This is a genomic window from Bhargavaea sp. CC-171006, from assembly GCF_009761675.1.
Classification (GTDB): Bacteria; Bacillota; Bacilli; order Bacillales_A; family Planococcaceae; genus Bhargavaea; species Bhargavaea changchunensis.
Window position 1 is genome coordinate 1 of sequence record NZ_QUZH01000018.1, and the last position, 26,155, is coordinate 26,155.

The 26,155-nt window shown below is 46.5% G+C and carries 23 protein-coding genes; 7 read left to right on the forward strand and 16 right to left on the reverse strand.

The features are described from left to right. Positions 1 to 69 precede the first annotated feature (69 nt). Positions 70 to 1,625, forward strand: a protein-coding gene (locus DZC51_RS08450) for an IS3 family transposase (protein ID WP_157294948.1) whose coding sequence is annotated in 2 segments (ribosomal slippage) — positions 70 to 721 and positions 721 to 1,625 — 1,557 coding nt in all. Because the reading frame shifts where the segments join, the coding sequence is not laid out codon by codon here. A 480-nt stretch (positions 1,626 to 2,105) separates the two neighbouring features. On the opposite strand, the gene DZC51_RS08455 is transcribed toward DZC51_RS08450, so the two are convergent. Next, positions 2,106 to 3,467: a sigma-54 interaction domain-containing protein gene (locus DZC51_RS08455; protein WP_157294949.1), complete on the reverse strand. Its 1,362-nt coding sequence runs from the start codon at positions 3,465 to 3,467 to the stop codon at positions 2,106 to 2,108. A 164-nt stretch (positions 3,468 to 3,631) separates the two neighbouring features. Here DZC51_RS08455 and DZC51_RS08460 point away from each other — a divergent pair, with 164 nt between their 5' ends. The 3 genes from DZC51_RS08460 to brnQ are packed head-to-tail and all read left to right on the forward strand — an operon-like array spanning position 3,632 to position 7,016. Next, positions 3,632 to 4,615 carry a proline racemase family protein gene (locus DZC51_RS08460; protein ID WP_157294950.1) on the forward strand — a complete coding sequence of 328 codons (984 nt, stop codon included), beginning with the start codon at positions 3,632 to 3,634 and terminating at the stop codon, positions 4,613 to 4,615. Between the two features lie 15 nt (positions 4,616 to 4,630). Then, entirely contained in the window at positions 4,631 to 5,611 is a 981-nt protein-coding gene (locus DZC51_RS08465) for a proline dehydrogenase family protein (RefSeq protein WP_157294951.1), read from the forward strand. Between the two features lie 43 nt (positions 5,612 to 5,654). Then, entirely contained in the window at positions 5,655 to 7,016 is a 1,362-nt protein-coding gene (gene brnQ, locus DZC51_RS08470; protein WP_157294952.1) for a branched-chain amino acid transport system II carrier protein, read from the forward strand. A 200-nt stretch (positions 7,017 to 7,216) separates the two neighbouring features. Here brnQ and DZC51_RS08475 read toward each other — a convergent pair whose 3' ends face one another. From DZC51_RS08475 to DZC51_RS08510, 8 genes are all read right to left on the reverse strand, one after another. After that, the gene (locus DZC51_RS08475; protein WP_157294953.1) at positions 7,217 to 8,506 is read right to left on the reverse strand and encodes a CitMHS family transporter; all 1,290 of its coding nucleotides are present in this window, start codon (positions 8,504 to 8,506) and stop codon (positions 7,217 to 7,219) included. Between the two features lie 19 nt (positions 8,507 to 8,525). Then, complete coding sequence (locus tag DZC51_RS08480; protein ID WP_157294954.1) at positions 8,526 to 8,834, reverse strand: AtuA-related protein; 309 nt, start codon at positions 8,832 to 8,834, stop codon at positions 8,526 to 8,528. Continuing rightward, positions 8,827 to 10,152 (reverse strand): acyclic terpene utilization AtuA family protein, encoded by a 1,326-nt coding sequence (locus DZC51_RS08485; protein WP_157294955.1) that lies wholly within the window; start codon positions 10,150 to 10,152, stop codon positions 8,827 to 8,829. Before DZC51_RS08485 ends, DZC51_RS08480 begins: the two co-directional genes overlap by 8 nt. A 196-nt stretch (positions 10,153 to 10,348) precedes the next feature. After that, the gene (locus DZC51_RS08490; protein WP_157294989.1) at positions 10,349 to 11,689 is read right to left on the reverse strand and encodes a sigma-54 interaction domain-containing protein; all 1,341 of its coding nucleotides are present in this window, start codon (positions 11,687 to 11,689) and stop codon (positions 10,349 to 10,351) included. 297 nt (positions 11,690 to 11,986) lie between these two features. Next, the gene (locus tag DZC51_RS08495) at positions 11,987 to 12,556 is read right to left on the reverse strand and encodes a GGDEF domain-containing protein (RefSeq protein ID WP_157294956.1); all 570 of its coding nucleotides are present in this window, start codon (positions 12,554 to 12,556) and stop codon (positions 11,987 to 11,989) included. A 367-nt stretch (positions 12,557 to 12,923) separates the two neighbouring features. Beyond that, positions 12,924 to 13,310, reverse strand: coding sequence for a hypothetical protein (locus DZC51_RS08500; protein ID WP_157294957.1), 387 nt, complete (start codon positions 13,308 to 13,310; stop codon positions 12,924 to 12,926). A gap of 236 nt (positions 13,311 to 13,546) precedes the next feature. Next, positions 13,547 to 14,023 carry a pyridoxamine 5'-phosphate oxidase family protein gene (locus DZC51_RS08505; protein ID WP_157294958.1) on the reverse strand — a complete coding sequence of 159 codons (477 nt, stop codon included), beginning with the start codon at positions 14,021 to 14,023 and terminating at the stop codon, positions 13,547 to 13,549. 87 nt (positions 14,024 to 14,110) lie between these two features. Further along, complete coding sequence (locus DZC51_RS08510) at positions 14,111 to 14,551, reverse strand: VanZ family protein (protein WP_157294990.1); 441 nt, start codon at positions 14,549 to 14,551, stop codon at positions 14,111 to 14,113. Positions 14,552 to 14,965: 414 nt separating this feature from the next. On the opposite strand from DZC51_RS08510, the gene DZC51_RS08515 reads away from it, so the two are divergent. From DZC51_RS08515 to DZC51_RS08525, 3 genes are all read left to right on the forward strand, one after another. Beyond that, positions 14,966 to 15,505 (forward strand): DUF6241 domain-containing protein, encoded by a 540-nt coding sequence (locus DZC51_RS08515; protein WP_157294959.1) that lies wholly within the window; start codon positions 14,966 to 14,968, stop codon positions 15,503 to 15,505. A gap of 341 nt (positions 15,506 to 15,846) precedes the next feature. Then, on the forward strand, positions 15,847 to 16,536 hold the full coding sequence (locus tag DZC51_RS08520) for an ABC transporter ATP-binding protein (RefSeq protein WP_157294960.1): 690 nt from the start codon (positions 15,847 to 15,849) through the stop codon (positions 16,534 to 16,536). Further along, positions 16,514 to 17,863 carry an ABC transporter permease gene (locus DZC51_RS08525; protein WP_157294961.1) on the forward strand — a complete coding sequence of 450 codons (1,350 nt, stop codon included), beginning with the start codon at positions 16,514 to 16,516 and terminating at the stop codon, positions 17,861 to 17,863. The genes DZC51_RS08520 and DZC51_RS08525 overlap by 23 nt, the downstream gene beginning before the upstream one ends. A 99-nt stretch (positions 17,864 to 17,962) precedes the next feature. On the opposite strand, the gene wecB is transcribed toward DZC51_RS08525, so the two are convergent. The 7 genes from wecB to DZC51_RS08560 form a co-directional block, all read right to left on the reverse strand. Beyond that, a complete protein-coding gene (wecB, locus tag DZC51_RS08530; RefSeq protein ID WP_157294962.1) occupies positions 17,963 to 19,063 on the reverse strand; it encodes a non-hydrolyzing UDP-N-acetylglucosamine 2-epimerase in 1,101 nt (366 codons plus the stop codon). A 78-nt stretch (positions 19,064 to 19,141) separates the two neighbouring features. Next, a complete protein-coding gene (locus tag DZC51_RS08535; protein WP_157294963.1) occupies positions 19,142 to 20,302 on the reverse strand; it encodes a DegT/DnrJ/EryC1/StrS family aminotransferase in 1,161 nt (386 codons plus the stop codon). Beyond that, complete coding sequence (locus tag DZC51_RS08540; protein ID WP_157294964.1) at positions 20,303 to 20,941, reverse strand: acetyltransferase; 639 nt, start codon at positions 20,939 to 20,941, stop codon at positions 20,303 to 20,305. Then, positions 20,938 to 21,561, reverse strand: a complete 624-nt coding sequence (locus DZC51_RS08545; protein ID WP_157294965.1) for a sugar transferase — start codon at positions 21,559 to 21,561, stop codon at positions 20,938 to 20,940. The genes DZC51_RS08540 and DZC51_RS08545 overlap by 4 nt, the downstream gene beginning before the upstream one ends. Before the next feature lie 10 nt (positions 21,562 to 21,571). Next, entirely contained in the window at positions 21,572 to 22,846 is a 1,275-nt protein-coding gene (locus DZC51_RS08550; RefSeq protein ID WP_157294966.1) for a nucleotide sugar dehydrogenase, read from the reverse strand. Next, a complete protein-coding gene (locus tag DZC51_RS08555) occupies positions 22,843 to 24,075 on the reverse strand; it encodes a glycosyltransferase family 4 protein (protein ID WP_157294967.1) in 1,233 nt (410 codons plus the stop codon). The genes DZC51_RS08550 and DZC51_RS08555 overlap by 4 nt, the downstream gene beginning before the upstream one ends. Then, positions 24,075 to 26,150 carry an alginate lyase family protein gene (locus tag DZC51_RS08560; RefSeq protein ID WP_157294968.1) on the reverse strand — a complete coding sequence of 692 codons (2,076 nt, stop codon included), beginning with the start codon at positions 26,148 to 26,150 and terminating at the stop codon, positions 24,075 to 24,077. Before DZC51_RS08560 ends, DZC51_RS08555 begins: the two co-directional genes overlap by 1 nt. Positions 26,151 to 26,155: the final 5 nt, after the last annotated feature.

A 26,155-nucleotide genomic window follows, 5' to 3' on the forward strand; every position in this document is an offset into this window, starting at 1 on the left:
TGATATGCTCCCTTCAAAGCAGACAGAGGAAAAAACAAAACTCTGTTTACTTTGGAGGGAGCTTTTCCTATGGCTTACAAAGGATATTCTCTTGAAGAAAAGATGAAGGTCATCCGAGCTTATGAGAGTGGAATCTCGAAAGCCCGACTCTGCCGGCAATTTGGATTGTCAGAAAGCACATTAAAACAGTGGCTAATCCTATATAAATCGTTTGGAGAAACCGGTCTTAAGCCCCGTTCGAGATGGAATTCTTATTCAAAGGAACTGAAGCTCTCGGCAATTAAGGATTACTTAAGCGGTCGACTGACACCCAGTGAAATTGTTATCAAATACAGTATCAGCGACCGTTCTGTTTTGAGGGATTGGCTGAAAAAGTATAATGGTCATGGAGAAGTCCCCAAGGGACTTAAGGAACGGAGGGATCCCATGACCAAGGGAAGGAAGACGACCTTAAAAGAGCGGGTTGAGATTGCCCAGCAATGTATCGCATCCGGCAAGGACTATCAGGGAACAGCCGAAACCTACAAGGTTTCCTATAATCAGGTCTACCAGTGGGTGAAGAAATACGAAGAAGGCCAGGAAGAGGCACTGAAGGACGGACGCGGACGCAAAAAGGCAGACGAAGAGCTGACCAGCGAGGAGCGTCTGAAGTTGGAGATCAAGCGGATTGAGAAGGAGAATGAGCGCCTTCGGGCTCAGAATGCACTCCTAAAAAAGTTGGACGAAATCGAAAGGAGGCGTTTCTAAGCGGGGTCCGGCAGGAAAACTGTTATCTGGCTATCCGCGAGGTCCATGAGTCGGAAGGACATCCCATTGAATTATTGTGTGAACTCGCTGGCATTGGCCGATCTTCCTACTATCAATGGCTGAACCGAGTTCCCACGGAAGAAGAGCAATTGAACCAGGAACTCCTTACAGACATCCGGGAGATTCACAAGGAGCGCAAAGGCATCTACGGATACCGCCGAATGAAGATGGTACTTGAACGCAGGCATGGCCGCAAATTCAATCACAAGCGGGTATACCGCCTGATGAGACTTGGTGGAATCCAATCGGTCATCCGCCGTAAAAAGAAACGCTATTTTCTATCCACTCCGCAACACGTGGCGGAGAACATTCTGAACCGGGAATTTCTTGCGGACAAGCCCAATCAGAAATGGGTCACGGACGTCACGGAGTTCAAGTACGGTGTTGAATCCAAGGCATACCTGAGTGCAATCCGTGACCTCCATGACGGTTCCATCGTTTCTTATGTCCTGGGCCGTTCCAACAACAATGCATTGGTATTCGAGACATTGGATCAAGCCCTGCGGGCTGAACCAGGTGCCCAGCCGATTCTCCACAGTGACCGTGGATTCCAATACACCAGCAGGCAATTCAAGATCAAACTAGATCAGGCTGGCATCACGCAAAGCATGTCCAGGGTTGGCCGATGCATCGACAATTCGCCGATGGAGTCTTTTTGGGCTGCCTTAAAATGCGAAGAGTATTATTTGAGTACATATCAATCGTTTGATGAGCTTAAGAACGCCGTTGATGCATATATCCGTTTTTATAACCACGACCGTCTTCAGGAACGACTAAACGGCCTCAGTCCCATTGAATACAGGACTGAAGCCGCTTAATCAATTTTACTTATTTCCTCTGTCTGCTTGACCGGGTGCAGTTCACCATACGGTTAGTACCGGAACCCCTGCCACGGGGAATATCCACAATGCGAACAACAAGGCATCGGCATTTGAGGATAATGCCCAAATGGTTGCCACTGGCCTCCTCCTGCTCCGTAACTGTCTCCCTGTTGCCATGGGAAAGACGGAACCGCGTAGACCGGACCCCCGTCAGCTGTAAATTGATCCTGAGCGAACAGAGCCGGATGTTCTCCGTACATCGAGCTTTGACCACGTTCTTCGGATGCATATGGAATGGAAAAATCCGGACCCACATGCCACTTGACCTCGTCTTGCTCCCCCGACCACTCGCCGTGAATGCCAGTCATCATCATTCCCCCTCCCTGAACCTCCCCTCATCTTATTCATCCGGAGTGCGTTCGGTTATAGGGTCCTTGGGTGTCTCTGGACTCGGCTTTCGTCAGACGCCATTTCGATTCATGCATCAATCCCATACTGCTTAATCTTTTTATACAAACTAACTCGGGAGATCCCCAGCTTTTTGGCAGCTGCTGTTTTGTTGCCATACGTTTCCCGCAGGGCTTCGGTGATCCGATTTTTTTCAAGCTGATCCTTTTCAAGAGAAAGTCTCGGCTGTTTCTTCTCTTCGACAAGGTGAGGCATGATGAGTTGCAGATCGGACAGTCCGATTGTTGGTGTGTCGATCATAATGACGATTCTTTCTGCCATGTTGCGAAGTTCCCGGATATTGCCGGGCCATTCGTAATGATGGCAGGCCGCGAGCGCTCCTTCGGTTAATTCGGGGGGCTCTTTATCGTATTGATAGCCGAACTCCCGGATAAAGGCCTCCATTAGAGCCGGTATGTCTTCTGCCCTTTCCCGTAATGGAGGGATGTCGAGTGTGACGACGTTCAGGCGATAGTATAAGTCCTCGCGGAATTTTCCGAGCCGGACCATCTCCTCCAAGTCGCTGTTCGTGGCAGCGACAATCCGGATGTCCACTTTGATCGGTGAGTGACCGCCAATCCGGTACACTTCCCTTTCCTGCAGAATCCGCAACAGTTTTACTTGCATCTCCAATGGGAGTGTTCCGACTTCATCGAGGAACAATGTTCCGCCAGATGCCATCTCCACTTTTCCGGCCTTCCCATTCTTATCGGCCCCCGTGAAGGCCCCTTTTTCATAGCCGAAAAATTCGCTTTCGAAAAGGGCTTCCGGAATAGCTCCGCAGTTTACGGCGATAAACGGCTTGTCTTTACGGGAGCTTGCTTCGTGGATCCCTTGGGCGAATAATTCTTTGCCGACTCCGCTCTCCCCTTGGATCAAAATGGTTGCATCTGTTTTCGCCACTTTCAGTGCAAGGTTCTTTACTGTCTGCAAAGCTGCGCTGCTTCCTTTGACCGTTGATAAGGGTTCATTCAGGTTTTGCTCATTGTACTGATGCTTGATCTTTTGAAGTTCTGAGGTGGTTAGCGTCAATTTCTCGTTCAACTCAACGATGTTCGAGATGTCCTGATCGATGGATAAGGCACCGAGCAGGTTTCCTTCATCATCTAAAATTGGGGAAGCGCTGATTTTAATATGTTTGTCAGGACGCGGCTGATGATAAATATTCAAAACATATTCTTTCGTCTTTAATATCTCAAGGATTTTCAGATCCTCTTTCTTGAAAAACTCATTCATCTTTTTCCCGAGGATCTTTTCAGACGGTATGCCATATAGATTTTCGGCATGTTCGTTCCAAAACTCGACCACGCCATCTGAGTTAATAATGGAAATTGCATCATTGCTCGTCTCCAATATTGTCTGCAGATAAAACAGGTGATGCTGATCAGGCATCGGATTTACCCCCTCCGGTTGTTAACGCTTACAGTTTACACTGTTGTAAACCATATGTACATTCAATAAATAAACAATATTGATTTACCGCACTTTAAAAAGTTGGCACGCTTCTTGCATAGATATAAGGTGAAGGATTTTTTCTATGCGAAGGAGGATTCTCTATGGTGTTAGCTAAGGACTTCATCCATACAATTGACGCCCACACAATGGGGGAAGCCGCCCGCATCGTGGTGGATGGGCTGCCCGAAATCCCTGGGCAAACAATGATGCAGAAAAAACAATATATGCAGACTCACCTGGATGCGGTCCGGAAACTGCTCATGCACGAGCCTCGTGGCCACCTGAATATGTTCGGTGCCATTTTAACCGAACCATGCGAAGCATCCTGCGATCTCGGGGTCATCTTCATGGACAGCGGCGGTTACTTGAATATGTGCGGGCATGGAACGATTGCCACAGTCACAATCGCCATCAACCAAGGGCTGATCGAAAAAAAGGACAAGCTCCTTCTTGATACGCCGTCCGGCATCGTGACGTGCGAAGTGCGCTATGAAAACGGCAAGGTGAAAGAAGTCTCCTTCATCAACGTGCCATCCTTTGTACTGTTGAAAAATGTAAGTGTTTCCACGGAACAGTACGGTCGTGTATCGATGGATATCGCGTTTGGCGGAAGCTTCTTCTCTATCCTCGACGCCAACCAGTTCGGTCTTCAATTAACCATCGACGAACAGGACAAGCTGACAGAGCTCGGGTTGGCGATCCGACAGGCCGCAAATGAGCAACTGAAGATTGCACACCCGGAAATTCCGGATATCAACACCGTCGATCTTGTGGAATTCAGTCTGAAGCGCAATGGCTTCCATTACAGGAACGCCGTCATCTTCGGTGACGGACAAGTGGACCGCTCCCCTTGCGGAACAGGCACTTGCGCCAAACTTGCCACTCTGGACTTGGAAGAGAACGAAGAGATCATTCAGGAGAGCATCATCGGCTCCCAGTTCAAAGGGGAAATCATCGGGAAAGCGAAAGTCGGCGAATACGATGCCATCATCCCGAAAATCACAGGTTCCGCCTGGATGACTGGCATGCATCAGTTCACATTGGATGAAACCGATCCTTTCAGCGAAGGATTCTTATTAAAATAATCGGAGGTCAGGAAAATGAATGTAACGAAAGATTTCTTTATCATGTTGTCTCAGAACAGGATGTTGAACGGTGCCGCCAAACGATGGGGATTAAAGCTTGGCGCGCAATCAGTTGTGGCGGGTACGACCGTCGATGAAATGGTGGAGAGCATCCGCAAACTGAATGCAAGCGGCATCTCCGCCACAATCGATAATCTAGGAGAATTCGTCTTTGACAAGGAAGAAGCCCTGCAGGCAAAATTGCAAATCCTTGCCGTGATTGAAGTCATTCATCAACACAACCTGGATGCGCATATTTCACTGAAACCGACACAGCTTGGCCTCGATGTGGATTATGACTTCTGCCTTGAGAATTTGCGTGAGATTGTTTCAGCAGCCCATGAATACGGAATTTTCGTCAACTTTGATATGGAGGACCATTCCCACCTGCAGCCATCGTTTGATATTCTGGATGAGCTACATAAGGATTATGACAATGTCGGGACAGTCATCCAAGCGTACTTTTTCCGTGCGGAGGAGGACATCCAGAAATATAAAGACTACCGTCTCCGGATTGTGAAAGGTGCCTACAAAGAACCTGAAAACCTGGCGTACCAGACAAAAGAAGAGATCGATGCGAACTATATCAAATTGATCGAATACCATTTGCTGAACGGAACCTTCACTTCGATCGCCACCCATGACCATCACGTCATCAATCACGTAAAGAAATTCGTCAAAGAACACGAAATCCCTAATGACAAATTTGAATTCCAAATGCTTTACGGCTTCCGGAAAGACATGCAGCTGCAACTTACAAAAGAAGGCTACAACTTCTGCACCTATGTGCCGTTCGGTGTTGATTGGTACGGCTACTTTATGCGCCGTCTCGCGGAACGCCCTCAGAACCTGAACCTGATTGTAAAACAGACGTTCAATAAGAAAACGAACACCATGATCGGACTCGGCGCCGGCGCTTTCCTGCTCGGCAGAATGACAAAGAAAACGAAGCACTGATCCGTTCCATTATTTATACTGACAACTATTAGGGGGAATAAAGATGCAACAAGTGAAAACAGGCCAAATCGTTGCCATTGGTTTCATGCTGTTTGCGATGTTTTTGGGCGCTGGTAATGTCATCTTTGCCCCTATGGTTGGCCAGCAGGCAGGCACGAACACCTGGATCGCCATGAGCGGTTTCTTGCTGACAGGTGTAGGGCTCGTATTGCTTGCCATCATAGGGCTTACACGGGGCGGAGGTACTGTGGAGAAATTGGCCGGCCGGGTCCATCCGGTCTTCGCAGTGATCTTTTCTGTCCTGCTATTCCTGACGTTGGGACCGATTTATGTCATTCCACGGACCACTTCAGTGGTGTATGAAATCTCCATCTATCCGTTGCTGCCGGACACCGCAAATACCAGTCTCATCTTATTCGCATTTTCAGTCGTATTCATTGTCCTGACGGTCATCCTATCTTGGAATACGTCAAAGTTTGTTGATCGACTCGGCAAAATCATCACTCCAATTTTCGGTATTTTGTTATTACTCTTAATCGTTAAGTCAATCATCACCCCTATGGGTGGATTTGGAACACCGACCGGAGATTATGTCACTGCCAGCGGGGCATTTCTGAAAGGGTTTACACAGGGGTACTATACAATGGATGTACTGGCCGCCTTTGTGTTCGGCGGGATTTTCATCAAGTCCATTGCTGCACTGGGCATCAAATCGAACAAAGAAATATCCAAAGTATTTATCCAGGCGGGGATCATCACAGTCATCGGCCTGGTCATCCTGCAGGTCTCGATGGCTTGGATCGGGGCGACGAGCCTTGACCAGATCGGTGCCAAGGAAAACGGCGGCGAAGTGTTGGCTCAAAGCGCGGTCGCCCTCTTCGGACAAGTCGGTATTTTCATCATCGGGACAGTTATCTTCCTGACAGGCATTACAACGAATGTGGCCTGCCTGTCAGCGGTGGCCGAATACTTTGAACGGATTGTACCGTCGGTGTCTTATAAAAAGTGGCTGCTCATCTTCGCCGCAGTCGGCTTGACCATCACCAACTTCGGATTGACGAGGATCTTGGAACTTGCTTCTCCGATCTTGCTGTTGCTCTACCCACTGGCCATCGCCCTGATCGTCCTGATCTTCGCGAATAACTTGTTTAAAGGTCGCCGTTCCGTCTATGTAAGCACGATGATCGGCGTCGGCTTCGTCGCCGTGCTGGATGCACTAAAAGAAGCCAGCATTGCACCGGAAGCGATCAATAACGCATTCAGCTTCATTCCTCTCTTCCAGAACGGCGCAGGCTGGATTGTGACTGGGGCGGTCGGATTTGTTATCGGCTTGGTCATTTCGAAAAGTAGGCAGGAGCAGGACGATATGATCACGTCGTCTTCAGGAAATATTCCAGTGAATTAATTAAGTAGATCCTAATAAAAGGAAAGAATCGCCCCTATGCGGCTATCATGCTGCATAGGGGCGATTCTTGTGCTAGATGCAAAGTAATAAGTTGCATTCTAAGCAGTCTGTTCGACAATTTGAGTAAACACTCAACCGCTCATTGTCATCACTCACGGCTATTGGCTCATCTTCTTTAGTTTCCCCCGGCTTCAATAACATCAAAGAATCACTCCCGTAATAACTGCCACGATTGTCATCACAATCGTCGTGCCAAATGCCCACTTGAACACAAACTTCTGATGGTCCGCCAGTTCGACGCCTGCAAGTCCAATCAATAGGAATGTTGAAGCAGTTAAAGGACTGAGCGGAAAGCCGGTGGTCATCTGTCCCAAGATGGCCGCGCTGCCGATACTCGCAGCATCGACTCCGTACGCCGCTGCCGTTTCACTCACAATCGGCAAGACGCCAAAGTAAAAGGCATCCGGTGTAAACAGTAGACTGAGCGGCATTCCTATCAACGCTACGATAATCCCCATCATGCCGCCGACCTCGTCAGGAATGATGCTGACAAGCGCATTGGCCATTTCAGTGATCATGCCTGTACCCGACAAAATGCCGGTGAAAATCCCTGCCGCAAAAATGATGGAGACCACTGTAATCATACCCACTGCCTGTGTTCTCACCTGTTCCATCTGGTCATCCGGCTTTGGATAGTTGATGATGACAGCGATGGCGAATGCCAGCATGAAGATGATCGGAAGCGGAAGCCATACTTTTACAAGTGCGACAATCGTAATAATCGTCAGCACCAGATTGAACCAGAATAATTTCGGTCGCCTCATCGCTTTATCTTCATCCGACAGTTCCGCATGGAAGTCGTATTGCATATCCGCTATTCCGAGCCGTTTCCGCTCTTTCCGGCCGATCCAGTATGCCACGAACAATACCCATATAATTCCTGCAATCATTGCCGGGATGACCGGGTTGAAAATGACACTTGCATCCAGCTCCAGCGCAGATGCAGCACGCGCTGTAGGACCGCCCCACGGTAGCAAGTTCATGACTCCCGCTCCGAGCGCCACGATTCCCGCCAGCACAATCCTGCTGATCCCCAATTTAATGTAAAGCGGCAACAACGCCGGGATCGTAATCAGGAATGTCGATGCCCCTGATCCGTCCAGATGTGCGAGCATCGCAATCACCGCGGTGCCCACTACTACCTTAAGCGGATCTCCTTTCACTGCCCGCAAAACACGGGAGATGAGCGGGTCGAACAGCCCAGCATTGTTCATCACGCCAAAGTAAAGGATGGCGAATCCAAGCATAATCCCGGTCGGCACGACGCTGATGACGCCGTCCAGCATGAATCCTCCCATCTCGCTCCAGAAGCCCCCGATTAATGCGAATACGACTGGAACGATAATCAGCGACACTATCACAGATACCCGCTTCGTCAGGATCAGTGCCAGAAACACCACAATTGTTAGAAAGCCCAACAGAGCTAACATATTCATTTCCCCCTATTAATTAGAGCTCTATTTCCATCTCCAACAGTGCATAGCTTAATGTCTTCCCGTGTGTATCCATCCCCAGGGAAGTCGTCACGCCACCAAGCAAGGCTCCGTGGCACACAAACTGCAATGCCGAGATATTTGGCATCTCGTATCGTTCGACCTCGCCACTCACAATATGCTGCAAATGTTCCTTCACCCGCTCCGCAGTCACTTGCTCCCGCAATCTCCCGTACAGCTCCTCTTCATACGGAATGAGCGACAGCATAAGGACATCCCCCTTGTCCCCCGCGCGGCTGTGCGCCAGTTCGTATAACTTAGTCAATTCCCCCCACCTCCATGACCTTGAAGTCGGGCTCGACTTTGTCTCTTGGAATCATTCCGGACACGATGCCAACCACTTCATTTACATATTTCCGAGCGCCGCCTCCACCGGCAGGCCCGTTTGTATAAAGGGCTTCAACCTCTTCGCCGATCCACTTAGCCTTGTCGAGTTCATAGGTTTTGCCGGCAACTCGAAACCGAACCTCATAGGGTGTTTCCTTATGACCAAACGAGCCACGGTGTGCAGAAGTGCCCCCGATGTAATCCACTTTTAGTTCCTCAAAAGTATCCGCCAGTCGCTCCTGGATAATGGCGCCCGCCAATTCCGCGCGTCCCACTGCATTCGCACCGGCGTAAGTGATTTCTCCCTCACCGATATAGCCGGCGTCAAAACCGATGCTGACTTTTAGCTCATCAGGCCGCTGTTTCCCGTTTCCTCCAGACAGGAAAATGCGGTCCTCTCCGTCCTCCTGCAATTGAACGGTTGTGAAATCTGCGACCACATCGGGAGTGATGTATGCGGATGGGTCCATCACTTCATACAAGAGCTGTTCTTTCACCGTACGCAATGTCAGTGCCCCTCCGGTACCGGGTAATTTCGTCAGCAAAGCGGTGCCGTCAGTCTTTACTTCAGCCAACGGAAAACCAAGTGATGCCATGCCACTGACCTCTTTCTTTCCCGGGTCCGCAAAATAACCTCCGGTCAATTGGCCCCCGCATTCCAGCAAATGCCCGACCACAGTTCCCTTCGCCAACAGATCATGGTCATCCATTGACCAATCAAAATGATGAATCATCGGCGCCAGGAACAACGACGGGTCGGCAACCCTTCCCGTGATGATGATGTCCGCCCCAGTTTCAATCGCCGGGAGAATCGTAGAAGCCCCCATGTAGGCGTTTGCCGAAACAATGTCAGCGCTTTCATACAAAGCCGGACTGAACTGAATAGAATCCCCATTGGATAATACATAAGGCAGCACGTCATCGCCGGTCACTGCGGCAACTTTCACGGATAACCCCATCTCTTCGGCAACCTCAATGATTTTTAGAGCACCGCCAATAGGGTTGGCTGCTCCCATGTTGGTAATCAGGCGAACATTCTTTTCCAACAGGATCGGCAGTAAAGAACGAATCCTCTTTTCAAGCAAAGGATCATATCCGAGAGAAGGGTCTGCTTTTTTGCGCTTCTGAGCAAGCGCGATCGTGCGCTCTGCCAAACATTCCAAAACCAGATAATCAAGTTCTCCTTCTTCAGCAAGTTTCACGGCAGGTTCCAGTCGATCTCCAGAGAAGCCGGCCCCTGATCCAATCCGCAACATTTCATCACCCCGTTGTTTAATCTATCTGTCTCTATAAATGGTATCAAAGCAAAAAGAAGAAATGCCTGGTTTCAGGGCATTTCTTCTTCCAAATGATTAGAATATACAGCGGACTTTATCTCCCCAAACCGTTGTCCTCATTGCGTTTCCAACTTCATTGAATAAGTAATTGTTCATTCCAGATAATTAGAATGAGTCACTTCATATTGTATTTCTTCATTTTGTTGTACAAGGTAGCGAGGGAAATTCCGAGCGATCTCGCCACTTCTTGCCGGTCCTCAACGGTCGATCCACTGGACTGCAAGGCGGACTGCAAGATTGTTTTTTCTGCTTCCTCCACCGCCGCATGCAACGGAAAGACTTTCGGTTCCTCGCAGTATAATCGATGCTGCTTTTGCAGCACATCAGGCAGATCGCCCATGGAAATGGGTTCACGCTCATTGACCAGGCACATGGCATAATCGAGGCTATTCCGCAGTTCCCGAATGTTCCCCGGCCAGTCATACTTCATGAACAGACGCTTCACTTCATCGTCAACTCTATACTTCCCGTTCAAAATGGATCGTGTAATGAAGGGAATATCTTCTTTCCGTTCTCGCAATGGCGGAATCCCCAAAGCGATTGTGTTCAACCGATACAAAAAGTCTTCTCGGAACAACCCTTTCGTGATGATGTGATCCAGGTCCCTGTGAGTCGAAGCCACAATCCGCACATCAACCTTGCGCTCCGCACCTTCACCGATTCTCCGGATGGTCCCTTCCTGCAGTACACGCAACAACTTTGCCTGGACATCAATGGACAAATCACTGACCTCGTCTAAAAATAGCGTCCCACCGTCAGCCATCTCAAACAAACCCTGTCTTCCATTTACCGATGCACCCGGAAAAGCTCCACCCGCATGGCCAAACAGTTCGTTTTCAATCATATCAGCCGGTATGGAGGAACAATTCACTGCGATAAACGGTTTTGCCGAACGGCCGCTTGAATGATGAATTGATTGCGCGAACAACTCCTTGCCCGTGCCACTTTCTCCTTTGATCAGAATCGGCAAATCGGTCTTCGCCGTTTTCCTAGCCACCGAGATCAATTCTTTCACCTTATTGTTCTTCGTGATGATATCTTCAAAGACATACCGAACTTTATATAGAGCATCCATTTGCTCTTCCAGCTCCCGCACCCGCTTGCGCTGCTGCTCAAGTTCCTGCGTAAGTACCTGCACTTCATTCAGGCTCTTGCACACAGAGACCGCTCCAACAATTTTCCCCTCTATAATGACAGGAGCCATATCGACTATGTATTCCCGGTCATGCGTTTTCCGGTATACCCCCACTTGGCTTTCCCCAGTTGCGAGCGTCTGCGGGAGCCGGGCTCCGGGCCGATAGGAAACCAATGGTTTTCCGATGATATCAGAAGTCACTCCTGTAATCCGTGTATATTCCGGATTGATCGTCTGAACAATCCCCTCCCGGTCGATGGCCAATACCCCGTCATTGATCGATTCCACTATCGCTTTCCACCACTCCGCTGTCTGTTGGATAGTCCCACCCCCTTAAAAGCCCGCGCTATTTATACTCACAATTTAATTAGCAATATAACCCATTAGAACTACATTTCATTACTGAATATATCATGTGCTAATCACTAGTCAATATTTTCAGGATAAAGCCATGGTGATTTCCTTGGTGGGTTAAATTATTCAAGTAACCACTCACACAAGAAAGGTAAAGACTCAGATGTTCTTCGTTAGGATTCAGACACCGAAGGTAAGGACTCAGGAACCCGTTGGTGGGAACTGGTGAGAAATTCTCCTTATAAACATAGAAAAAACGACATCTCAACAGATGTCGCCAGCCAATGTATAGGGTAGTTCTGCTTTCCTCCGCGCCTTCTCGGCATACATCCGCCGGTCCGCAGCGTCAAGCAACTCGGTAGTTGTCCGTCCATCTTCCGGGAACCGGGCAGAGCCCATCGAAGCTCCCACAGCAAAAGAACCGATCCGGACACGCTTGGCGATGTCGAACTCACGTCGAAGCTTCAATAAGGCCATGCCTGTCTCTGACGCCTCCGGGACAATCATGGCAAACTCATCTCCGCCCAGACGGAAAACATGTACACCAGGCAATGCCGCATTCTTCAGTGCACCGGCCACTTCACGGAGCACTTTGTCACCAGCCCGATGGCCGTATGTATCATTCACCTTTTTAAACCGGTCTAGATCGAGATAAAGAATTCCGAATGGCTTTCCTGATTTGATCCGGTGGGCCGTCTCCTCCCGGAATGCCCGCAGATTTCCGATCTGAGTCAGTTCATCCTTATACACAAGCTGCCGGAGTCTATCCAATTTCCATTCCCGCCTGGCACGTCGACATAATAGACCCACCAGAAACTTCATCGACTTCTTCATCTCCAAGCCCCCCCTGCATCATTAACCCGTACCCATCTCCAAACATGGTCCGAAGAACAGGGACTCTAGCCGCTTGCAGCTAGTACCCGTCATCGCACCAATTCATTACTATGTACCCAATAAAACAAGCACTAAAAAGGTTTTTTATAAAAACAAAGACACCTGATTAGGTATTATAATCTATCTTCCTAAAGGACTCTTGTGCTTATATTACCAATATGACCCATTATTAACAACGTTTAATTCAAGACATCATCCGACATATGCTTCGCCGAAATGTCGAACGGAGTCGAAGCAATGGAAATCCCCGTTGGTTCACAAGTTACTAACCACAGGTCCGACTTCAGATAAAAAATAACCGCCGGCATCAGCCATGCGGTTTTAATTCAGAATCCACTATCTTTTTCAGTGTGGCAAACTTGTAATCCATTACGGTGCGGTAGATTTCAGAAGCATCCTGTGTTTTAGATACATCCAGTCCCAAATCCTCATATACCTTTTTGACCTCAGCATAGTTATTCCGCACGGCCTGATTGGCCACCCACTTCCAATTGTGCAGTTTACTTGTGCTGGCCACACCTAACTCCACAGTCATATCAAGATAGTCCGACCGAGCGCCACGGACCTTTGAAAGATTATCCTGTACATCCTTAATGGCCAACGCCATGAAGTAATCCTTTTTGTACTGCTTGCCCAGCCGGTCTAGTAGTTTCTTATAGTCCTTATCCTGCTTCTTTACTCCTGTACCAAACATATAGCTTACCTCCTAATATTGATACAATTATACAGAAAAAAGGGGCAGCACGGGCCACTCATTCAGTCCTTCCCGAATTCGTTGCCCTGTTCTTGCAGATAACCAAAACGCCACCATTTATCACCCTCCACTCAAGAAGAACTGGACACCTTGACTTTCTTCCCTTCAGTTCCCACTTGGTTTGAGACTCCCTCAAAAGAAAAAGCAGCCACGCAGGCTGCTTCCCTCCATTTCAATCACTTATCCAATTCCAGCGTCTCATTAATTTCCGCCGACTCCGTATCCTTCCCGGTCATCCTCTTGTACATGAACGCGATGTTCTTGACGAGGCTGCCGCTTTCCCAGTATTCGGCGGCTTCTGCTTTTACTTTGATGAGGATGACGTCGGGGTCGTCGTAGGTGGTCTGCATGATTTTCTCGTAGCCTTTGGACCAGAGTTCTTTTTTCTTGGCCATGTCTTCTACGATTTCAGCTCGCCCACGGACGGAGACGTAGGATTTGCCGGCGTAGGCGACGTTGACGTCTTTGTTGTGAAGGATTTCTTTGTATTTGTCGGTTTCTTTCTTGGTGAAGAACCAGAGGTCGCCATCAAATTCGACTTCCTGTGTTTTCATCGGACGGGAGACTAGTCCTTCATCGGATACCGTCGTCAGCATCGCGGTGTCGACGTCTTTGATCAGGTCCCTGAGCGTTTCCATTTCTTCTTGTTTCATCTGATCACCTCATTTGTGTTATAGAGGTAAGTTACCCTTTCTATTAATCCTTTATTCAGAGCTGAGGTATTCGCTCAGGAGATCCGGTCATCGAGCCAATCGCGCATCCGTTGCCAATTTTATATAAGAGCATATTAGATAAGCTAATAAGATACCCAGCAAATCAATGCCCACGTCATAAAGCCGGCCATTGCGCCCGAAGAATAGCTGAAGAACCTCGGTCAACAACGCAAACAAGCCACACAGGACAAACGCTTTACCTAGTCTTTTAATCCAAGTTAACAGCAAAACATACAAAAGCCCGAACGATAAGAAGTGTCCTATTTTTTGTACCAAGTAAAATTTACTGTTGAAGTTAAAATCACTTGTTATGAGAAGTTCATAAAAGTTTGGCGCGAATTCAATATGATAACTCACTTTAGCTTCAAATAAAAATGTTCGAGGGTCGCTTGTACACGTCGCAATGATAATGACAGCAGCCCACAGCAAAGCATATATAGGTAAGCTACTATTTCTTTCCTCGTTCATCAATCTCTGGATTTTAAACACCCCATGTTAAACGGTATCGCTACGCACTTTCATTCTACCATCCACAACCGAACGTCAACCCACTTACTGAACATCATCTGCTGGCTATATATAGATAACCACTCAACTCGACCAGGTAATTAATGTGCCTGCGTCTGGCCATTATGTAAGTCTTCCCCTATCAAGGAGACCGAGTTGCCTGATAAAGGTCTCTACGCCTGTATTCCATGAACGGAAGAAAACAATCGACCAACTTATTCGGTGGAACGTAGTCATGCAAGAGGTTGTCGACAATTAACAGCTAGATTTATGATTTCCCTCCTAAAATGCAACATTTTCTTCATAGGGAAAATGCTATAATCAGTAAATACTGATAACTCGATTTCAAGACGCCACAAAGATCGGAGTGATTTAATGAAAAGGAAAGGAATCTTAATAGCAACGCTGGCGCTCCTGGCCATCGCCGGCTTCATCACCTATCAGACCCGGTTTGCCTACTCCGAGCCTGATGAAGTACTAACGCAAGATGAGTTCGTGGAAACATTTGAGGAAACCGAGGCATTAAAGGAGATCGACGGACTGGACCGGGTGGGTGTCAACGGCAATTCCCCTGAAGAGAAGATTCTGGACGTTATGCACCAGATGACCCACCAGAAAATCGTAGCCAATCAGAAATGGGGAGCTGTGCCGATGACCACAAGGAACATTGAACAGCTGGAATCGATCGTCTCCAGCACCGATAACATCCGAACCCCAGAAGTGAAAAAGCAGCTGCTCCAGATCATCGCCAAGTGGAAACAAGGAGACTTCAGCGAAGCCGACACGGACCACAACTACATCTGGGACCTCCAGGACGGCACACTCGGTAAAGCAAGGGGCCTCCTAAGCAAAGAAGAAGAGTTGCAGTTTATCGAGGAATGGTTCATTGAGGGGAAAGTGGAAGAGGATAAATGAAAGAAGTCGGATGGGAATGTATCTCTTCCCTTCTGGCTTTTTTCTATTTGCAATGCGAGTGGTTACCTTGGGGTATTGAGTGCTTACCTACCTGTACCAGATAAGACTACTCCTTTCCCCTTCCAGTTGCTTTTCAACGTTACCACTCATCCCACCTAGGTAATCACTCCCTTCCCCCACCAGCTAAATACGGCTTTTGTACCCTCACTCCATCTGATTCCCCACTCCTCCACTCATACAACTCATGTCTTTCCGTCCATTCTCTTCACTTCAGGTTTCGTGTAAAAGAATAAAGGTAGATGTATTAAGTCAGTACGGTTATTGAAATTGGAGGATTTTGGATGATCCGGTTGAAGAGTATCAGTAAGTCCTATCGGTCGGCTGCCGGTAAGGATTCGGTTTTGGAAGGGCTGGATTTTCAGGTTGATGAGGGTGAGTACGTGGCGATCATGGGGGCTTCGGGTACGGGGAAGAGCACGCTGATGAATATCCTCGGAACGCTGGAACGGCCCGATGCTGGTGAATACATATTCAGAGATAAGAAAATCCATAAGATGAGCAATCGGAAGCTGACGCTTTTGCGCAATGAAGAAATCGGGTTTGTGTTCCAGAATTATCAGCTGATCCCGAATTTGTCAGTGTATCAGAATGTACTCCTCCCCTTGGCCTATAAGCGGAAGTGGCAGTCAAGAAAGCGGGAGCGGGTAAAGAAAGCTCTCTCAATGGTCGGTCTGGAGGAAAAACTGAAGGCGAAGCCGCATCAGCTCTCAGGCGGCCAGAAGCAGCGTGTTGCAATTGCGCGTGCGATTGTGAATGAGCCTTCCCTGCTTCTTGCCGATGAGCCAACGGGAAGCCTGGATGAGAAGACGACGGAGTCAATTCTGGAGATTTTCGATGAGCTGCATGAGCGCGGGGTGACGATTATCCTGATCTCGCATGATCCGGAAGTGGCAAAACGGGCCCAGCGGATTCTGCACCTAAAAGGCGGACGGATAAAGGAGCAAGCGTATGAGACTGTTCAAAGCCTTTAAGATGGCGCTCCTCGGGATTTGGAGCAATAAGTTCCGGGTGCTGTTATCGATTTTCGGCGTGGTCATCGGAGTATTTGCCGTGATTGCCCTTTCTGCCATTTCTTTGGGCGTCAAGGATACAGTGATGAAGCAAATGGGCGGTCTCGGCGCGGAACAGATCATGGTCATGCCCGGACGTGTGCTGAAGGACGGCGGCGGGGCCCATAACTTCCTGAACGGCGTATCCAGCCTGCCCAGCACCCTGACGAACACCGATGCCGAGGAGATCCGCAAGCTGGAATCCGTCGAATCTGTCACCCCCATGCTGGAGACGGTCGGCCGCATCCAATACACCAATGAAAATGAAGAACCCACCAGCGTGGAAGGCATGCTGGTGGGCACGAGCAGTTCTTATCAGGGAGTCTTCCATACGACCCTAAAAGAAGGCCGGTTCTTTACAGAGGAAGAAGAAGCAAACAAGAACAGAGTGGTTGTGCTCGGGAGCGGAATTCACACATCACTGCTAAATCAAAAAAAGGAACTTCTTGAAACGGATCCTGCACAGCAAGTAGAGCGGGAGAAAGCCTGGTGGCAGAAGCTGCTGGACAGGCTGACCGGCTCCTCCGCCAGTGCCGCAGTACCATCGGCTGAAGAAGAAAGCCTGGTCGGAAAGGAAGTGACCATCCAAGGAGAAGCCTTCACCGTCGTTGGCGTGCTGAAATCAAAAGCTACCCTCGGCATGACATCCGACAACAGCATCCTCATGCCGGTCCAGACAGCGCTCGAGGTAACCAGCACAGAAAACCTGACGAGCATCTATGTCAAAGCAGATTCCATCGACAACCTTGACCAAGCGGAAAAAGATGTGCACGCGGCGGTCGGAATCAACCATCCGGAAACCGACTTCAGCACAGTTAAGCAAACCGAGATGTTGGGTGCCATCGATACGGTCACAAGAATTCTGCAGATCATGCTGATTGGCATCACGGCAACCGCACTCGTCATAAGCGGTGCAGGCATAATGAACGTGATGGTCATGTCCGTCCGGGAACGAACCCGGGAAATCGGAATTCGGAAAGCACTGGGCGCATCCACTATCGAGATCTTGTTCCAATTCCTCTTTGAAACGATCCTGCTCTGCCTGGCCGGAGGAATCATTGGGCTATTGCTTGGATATGGATTTGTCACTTGGTGGAATGGAGCCATCACAATCTTCCCTCTTGTTCTGCCGATGTGGATTTTCCAGCTCGCACTTGGATCCTCAATCCTGATTGGTATTGTCTGTGGGGTTTATCCGGCAATTAAAGCGGCTAAGTTACAACCGAGTCGGGCATTAAGATTCGAATAGATAAAGACGTGATTCACACTACTAAAGCACCTCAGATTTTTACGTGAGGAAAGATAAGGGACCGAAGAGAACCAACATTCTCTTCGGTCCCTAATATGTTCACAGATGATGCTCCAAAACATCCGCAATTCGTTTACTAGCAAATCCATCCCCATAAGGATTACTTGCCTTGCTCATCTTCGAGTACTCTTCTTCATCCTCAAGAAGCTGTTTGAAAGTATTATAGATCGTGTCCTCTTCAGTCCCGACCAATTTAAGTGTTCCCGCAGCAATACCTTCAGGGCGCTCCGTTGTATCACGCATGACCAGAACGGGTTTACCAAGGCTTGGAGCTTCCTCTTGAATACCGCCACTGTCAGTAAGAATCATATACGATTGTGCGAGGAAATTGTGGAAGTCCAACACCTCTAGGGGTTCGATGATTCTAACCCTGTCAGAATCACCTAATATCTCGTTTGCAGCTTCCCTCACAACCGGATTCATATGAATTGGATAAATTGCCTTAATATCCGGCTGTTCATCGATAATTCGCTTGATGGCACGGAACATGTTCCTCATTGGCTCGCCAAGATTCTCACGACGGTGTGCGGTAATCATAATCAGTCTACTGTCTGATGCCCATTCGAGCTGCTCATGATAGTAATCTTCTTGGACAGTCGTCTGAAGTGCATCAATTGCAGTATTACCTGTGACATAGATATCTGCCGAATTCTTTCCTTCCTTCACCAGGTTTTCCTTAGACGTTTCTGTCGGTGCAAAGTGATACTTTGCCACAAGGCCTACTGCCTGTCGGTTGAACTCTTCCGGATAAGGAGAATAGATATTGTATGTACGCAGGCCGGCCTCGACGTGACCAACCGGAATCTGCAGGTAGAAACATGCCAATGAAGTTACAAACGTAGTAGACGTATCTCCATGTACCAAGACCACATCCGGCTTTACTTCCTCAATGACAGCTTTCATCTTTTCGAGAATATTGATGGTAACATCAAATAGACTTTGTTTAGCTTTCATAATAGAAAGATCATAGTCGGGCTGGACTTCAAATGCATGCAAAACTTGATCAAGCATTTCACGGTGTTGTCCGGTTACACAAACGATTGTCTCCAACGTTTCTCTCGTCTTCAGTTCTTTGACCAGCGGACACATTTTAATCGCTTCCGGACGAGTTCCGAAAACCACCATTACTTTTTTCGTCATTCTCCGTCACCTCATTAAAAAGCTCCCAAAGAATCATTCGTTCTTTAGGAGCCTTTCTAAATTTCTTGTTACAACAAATTACTTTGTTAGCTCTACTTTAGATTTAGTTAGAATCGACCTTACCAGATTGATAACTTTTTGTTGTTCCTCGATGGTCATCGCCGTTCCAGAAGGCAAACAAACCCCTGTAGCAAACAGTTGCTCACTCACTGCATATTCAGCATGCGGATAGAATTTTTGCCCCTCAAACACTGGCTGCATATGCAGTGGCTTCCAAACCGGCCGGGCTTCAATATTTTCTGCTTCCAGGGCATCGATCAATTCATAAGGAGTAATTTTTATTCTTTCTGGATCCAGTGTCATTACCGATAACCAACGATTAGACATTGTCCCTTCCAACTCAGGCATGAACTCAAGTCCCTCAATATCTCCTAGGCCTTCCACATAGCGATCGAACACAATCCGTTTAGCTTCCACACGTTGATCCAGCACTTCGAGTTGTGCTCGTCCCACGCCAGCAAGGATATTACTCATTCGGTAGTTGTATCCAACCAAACTGTGCTGATAATGCTTTGCTTGGTCACGTGCCTGTGTGGCCAAAAAGCGCGCGCGTTTGAGTTCATCTGTATCGTTTGAAACTAACATACCTCCACCGGAAGTCGTAATGATCTTATTGCCATTGAAGGAATAGACTCCAAATTTTCCAAATGTACCACTCTTCCGACCTTTATAAGTGGAGCCAAGTGATTCTGCAGCATCTTCAACTACTGGTACGCCATAACGATCACAAATGTCAATCAGTTCATCCATCTTGGCGCTCTGGCCGTACAAGTTGACAATTACAATGGCTTTCGGTAACTCCCCAACTGCTTCAGCATCTCTAAATGCATTCTCTAACGCGACGGGAGACATGTTCCATGTCTCCGGCTCAGAATCAATGAACACGGGTTCTGCACCAAGGTAGACAATCGGATTTGCACTCGCAATGAACGTCAGGCTGGAACAAAATACAGTATCCCCTTTCCCAACGCCCAACAAATCTAATGCAAGATGTATAGCTGCGGTACCCGAGGAAAGCGCTGCGGCACCATGTGTGCTGGCGTAAGAAGCCAGTTCTTCTTCAAAAGCATTCACATTAGGTCCAAGAGGTGCAATCCAGTTCGTTTCAAATGCATGGTTTATATATTTCTGTTCATTTCCACTCATATGCGGAGCAGAAAGGAAAATCCGATCAGACATTTAGATTCCTTCTTTCCTGATCTCTTTTGCCGGAACCCCTACGGCCGTCACATTGCTAGGAATATCGGACACCACAGCCGCACCTGCACCGACAGTTGCCCAATCACCAACTGTTCTCATTGGAATCACCGAAGCACCGGCACCGATATGGGTTCCTTCCCCCACAACAACTCCACCTGCTATTATAGCCTGAGGAGAGATATGGGCGTAGTCGGCGACCTTACAATCATGCTCGATAATCGATCCGGTATTAAGAATAGTATGATCCCCGATTTTAGCATCTGCATTGACAACAACCCTTGGCATAACGACTGTTCCCAAGCCGATTACAGCACTTGGACTGATTACTGCGGTTGGATGGATCAAAGAAATAAAAGATGTTCTTGGCAACTCTAATTCATTAAGCAGCTTTTTACGCACCGCATTAGACCCGATACCAAATACCACGCAAGTGCTAGGCTCGTCTTGAAGCAACTGTCTTAAATATGAAATCGGTCCTTTAGTTACCCCTTCACTTTCATTTACATCGTCGTAACGATCATCCAATTTTGCGATAACCGACATGTCCTCATTTGAATGGATAAGATCTGCAACTACTTTAGAATGACCACTGTCTCCAATAATGACAATCTTCTTCATTTGACGTACTCCTTACCTCGATCCGAAGCAGACGGAGTACCGGTGAACTTCGTCATGGTCGCTTGTCCTGTCTGATTGATACCTTCAGATTTAAAGACTTTAAAGACTGTCATAAACAAAATCTTTATGTCCAGCCAAAACGATTGATTATCCACGTACCAGACATCGTAGTCAAACTTTTGTTCCCATGAAATCGCGTTTCGGCCATTAACTTGGGCCCACCCTGTGATTCCAGGCCGTACTTCATGACGCCTTGCCTGATGCTCGTTATACAACGGTAGATACTCCATCAACAATGGCCGTGGACCAACAAAACTCATATCTCCCTTAAAGACATTCCAGAGTTGTGGAAACTCATCCAGGCTCAATTTGCGGACTAACCTTCCAAATGCGGTTAATCTTACTTCGTCAGGCAGGAGTTCCCCGTCCCGGTCCCGCTCATTCGTCATGGTTCGAAACTTATAGACATGAAACGGTTCTCCCCTTAGGCCAGGACGTTTTTGTTTAAAAATGACCGGTGACCCGATTTTAATCCAGATTAGTAATGCGGTGACTCCAATAATGCCAGATAAAATAATAAGTGCTGTAAAACTTATAACAATGTCAAATATTCTTTTCATCAGTCATCTCTCATACTCTTAAGAAAGTAGACTTAGTAGTGAGGTTTCCAAAGTTTACATATTTAATTTGTTTAGATTTTACAACCACACAATTTTTCGTATCAAGTATTATTGGTCTTTTTGATCCTGTAAGAATTGCACCTTCATCCAAATCTTTAAATTCATTATGGTCCGTTAGAACAAGGATGCACTCTGCCTCTGCAACAGCATCAGCAAAAGAAGACAACTTGAACTCCACTTGCTCTTGTTTGATATGCGGATCATAAACGCCTAAATCATAACCTTGATCTAACAACTTCTCTACAATTTCCATTGCCGGGCTTTCTCTGACATCATCAATATTGCCTTTATAAGTAAGGCCAAGAATAGCCACTTTACTGTTCCTAGATTCGGTTAACTTTTCAACTTGTTGAATCACGAAATCCGGCATGGAATTATTGATCACACGGGCATCTGAAATTAATTTAGACTCCTCTGGTGCTTTTTCAATAATGAAATATGGATCAACTGCAAGGCAGTGACCGCCGACACCCGGGCCTGGCTGATGAAGATTGACACGAGGATGATGGTTAGCCAATTGAATAACTTCTAAAGCATCAATGCCCAAGCGCTCAGAGATTTTCACAAGTTCGTTTGCTAACGCAATGTTAACATCACGATATGTATTCTCCATCAGCTTCGACATTTCGGCACTCAACGCAGAAGTTTTGAGAAGGTCTCCTTTTACGAAGGTGGCATAGACTTCTGCGGCTTTATCTGTTGAAGCCTCATTAATTCCTCCAATGATCCGGTTGTTCTCAACCAATTCAATCAGGATGCGTCCAGGCAGAACCCTCTCGGGACAGTGAGCCAAGTAAATGTCTTCACCGACCAACCACCCAGCTTCTTCAAACAATGGGGCCACAACGTCGTTAATCGTACGAGGTGGAATGGTGGATTCCACAATAACAATATTACCTTTTTCTACTTTCTCCAATACTGATCGGGTTGCCTGCACAACATAGTCAAGGTTTGCTTTGTTATCAGAGGTGTGCGGTGTTGGGACTGCAATAATGAAACAATCAGCTTCGACTGTGTTGGGTGATGCTTTTAACTTCCCTCCCTCAACCGCCTGTTTCACCATTTCCTGCAGGCCAACTTCCTCAATATGAATTTCCCCTCGGTTAATCATATCAACTGCGCGAGGGTTCACATCAACGCCATGAACTTTCCAGCCGTGATGTGCAAACATGGCTGCCGTCGGAAGACCAATATACCCCAGACCGATTACACATAAATTCTTCATTTCTTCGCCACCTTTTGTAGTTCGTCTACATACTTCTTTGCCAACACTTCTCGGCTAAAGTTCTCTCTGACAAATGTCAAACCATTGTTCCCTAATCTTTTTCTCAACTCAGGATTCTTCTTTAACTCTCGGATTCGAGCTGCGAATTCCTTTGGATTTTCCGGATCAACATAGTAACCTGCTCCACTCTCTTCGACCAGATCCCTTGCTACGCCGTCAATACCTAGGAGAATTGGCTTGGCACAAGACATATAATCGAATACCTTATTTGGATACACTGTCTTGAACGTATCCACCTTTTTTAGAACTGCGGTACAGATATCGGAGGCATTACAGAAATCAGGAATCTTGTGTTTTGGTTGGGAGTCAATAAATAAAACGTTAGTAATTCTCTCTTCTTTAGCTCTCTGCTGAAGGGCTGATTTCCTCATTCCATCTCCAATTAATACGAATGTAACCCGCTCATCGTCACTAAATTCTTTAGCCGTTTCCAGTAAAGATTCAAGATGATTTGCGACCCCGTGAGCCCCCATGTATGTCACGACGAATTGGTTATCAAGGCCATACTGTTCTCTTACCCAGCTATCCCGAGGGCCGGGTTCAAAAATATCCAGGTCTGCACCATTAGGTATAAAGATTATTTTCTTTTGCTGAATTCCTTTGGTTTCTATTAACTGTTGCTTGAATGCAGGAGTAAGGACATTTATTTTATTCGAATATTTATATGAAATTTTTTCTACAAAATACGCCATTTTGATAACCATAGAATTGGTCAGTACGCCCGTATCAATTGCAGATTCTGGCCAAAGGTCTCTAATCTCAAAGACAAGCGGTGTTCGCTTAAACCATTTCCCTAATATTCCAGTAACACCCACAAATAATGGCGGGGAAGTAACAATCATTACATCATGCTTTTTAACATGAAAAAGGATCGCCCAAAGAGAAGATAATGTAAAGGAGAAATATCCCCAGAGTCTTCCGATAAAGGACTTATTATATGCTTCTGAAACATAAGTTCGAACGACTTCAACATTTCGAGAGTAAGGTTCCTTAAATATCCACTTACCTTTATAACGGTCCTCTTTCTTCCCAGTAGCGTAATGAACCGTTCCTGCCACTACAGTTATTTCATGACCCAATTCTTCCCAGTATTTAACAAACTGATTGAATCTGGACCCCCCTGGATCTTCCTTCCCTAAGAAATATTGATGGAGCACCAAAATCTTCATCACTGCATCTCCCAGGAGTTAAACACTTGAGCTGACCCAATAGGGTTTAAGGTCAGCTTCCAGCGGTCTAACTCTAAAGTAGTTTCGTTAATTTTAGTTATTGGGCTACGATCTTTCCTAAATAACGTAATAATACGATCCGGACCTTTAATAATCTTATTTGTAACAAGTTGTGGAAAAGCCTCTTTATGGCTATAATACAGTGACCTCCAGCCTGCCTTTGGTGATTCAGATCCTTTATATAGCGTTGAAGAGATACCGTCTCCAATAATTCTCATTTCCCATTCAGAATGATTTGGGAGATCTACTGACCACCCTTCCTCACTTTCTCTGACTGCTTGAACACCAAACAACCAATTCAGCTTGATTTCTGTTTCCTCCACCTTTCCAATTAAATCATCAACAACGACCAGAAGATTATCTGCATGGAACAGGGCGCGCCGGTGAACGACTGGAGAATAACCATAATGTTCTCCTTCAAAAACTGTTGTTTGGTCGGTTGTTTCGAATCGGTTCACCTTAGATTTAGTCCAATTTAACCAAATAAACCGTGAAGCTTTCTTCATTTGATTTTCGTCATTAACCATAATTGTATTATGTGAGGCAGTTCCATTAAAATATAGCAGCGTTTCTTGATCCGTGTTATACGAGTATGTTCCAGCATCGGCCAAAAGGTTATAAGGTCCATCCCAGAAATCAAGATGTAGCATGTCAGCCTGTGCAGGGCGATGACGATATGTTGCACAACGGATCATTCCAAATTGGTTGTTCTTCCTAGTTGTTACGTATCCGCCTTCCCTATAATGGATGGAATCTTGTATAGGAGCATTCACGGGGCTTTCGGTGTCCAATCCTAACCATAAAGCAATTTCATCTATTCTTCGGTCTTTATAAAGGCGATGACCGGTCAATGTTAGCCAAGCTGCCTGCAAAGCAGGCCGGTGATCCAGATACTCGCATGAAGTTAGTGGATGAATATATGCCCCATCGTTCATGCCGTAATTCGGCAGCCGTCCTGATTCCATGTCTTGCATTTGAAACATAAATTGCACTGTAACAGAAAATTTTTTCAGGAAGTCATCATTGAACTTATCACCAGCTATCTGTCCTAATCTAAGAACCCAAGTCAAATCCTGAATAGCCAATCGTTGATAATTAAATGAGTGTTGGATATAAGAACCATCATCATAGATTTGCCATTCAGCTTCACTTTGGATATACTTCAAACCTTTTCTCTTCCAAAGAGGAGATTTATCGAAAAATGAAAAAACAGTCCCAACCGTGTACATTCCTGCAGCTTCAGAAAGAGAATGATTATTTTTAACAGACTTTAAAGCAAAGTCAAAATGCTTTTCGACATGATTGGCATGATGATAAATAGCTTTTATCATCAATGTAATTCGTTCATCAGAAGTAGTCGGTGACTCAATAAACGCGTTTAATCCAAAGATCCAAGCCATAATACGAAGCGACATTTCTTGCCCGCACTTGTAATTAGCACCCAATTCAGGTGAATTATTTTTAATGAAGTCTTCGAAAGAATTCCAAAATGCGTTTGCGTACTTCTCATCTTTAGAAATTTCATAAGCTCTTACTAATGTGTATACCCAGGTAAATCTAGATTGTTCCCAAATCCATTTGATATCCCCAAAATCACTAGAGAGATCTCCAATTTCTGACCAGTGAAGATTCTTAGGCGATTGTTTATCCTTAAAAGGACTATAGTGCCAATCTAATTTGGATTGATAATAAGTATGTTTAAAAAAATATTCATATTGTCCCGCTAACATTCGATCAGCACGGATAACAGCATTTGATAAGTTTAATCTTGAATAAATCTCAGCAGTAAAGAACTTCTTATTTGGCTGAGGAAACGACCGTTGTAAAACTTCCCTTACTTTGTCTTTCAACTGAGATGTCGAAATAGTCAAATGTGTTTCTATATCGAATTTGTCATAAGTAAATGCAGGAAATTGTCTTTTCAATAAACCTAGTTTCTTTTCTAACTCATACCTTGCTCGAAACAGTGTCCATGACAGTCCCATATTCTGAACGACTTGAAGTTTTGCCCTCAAAACTC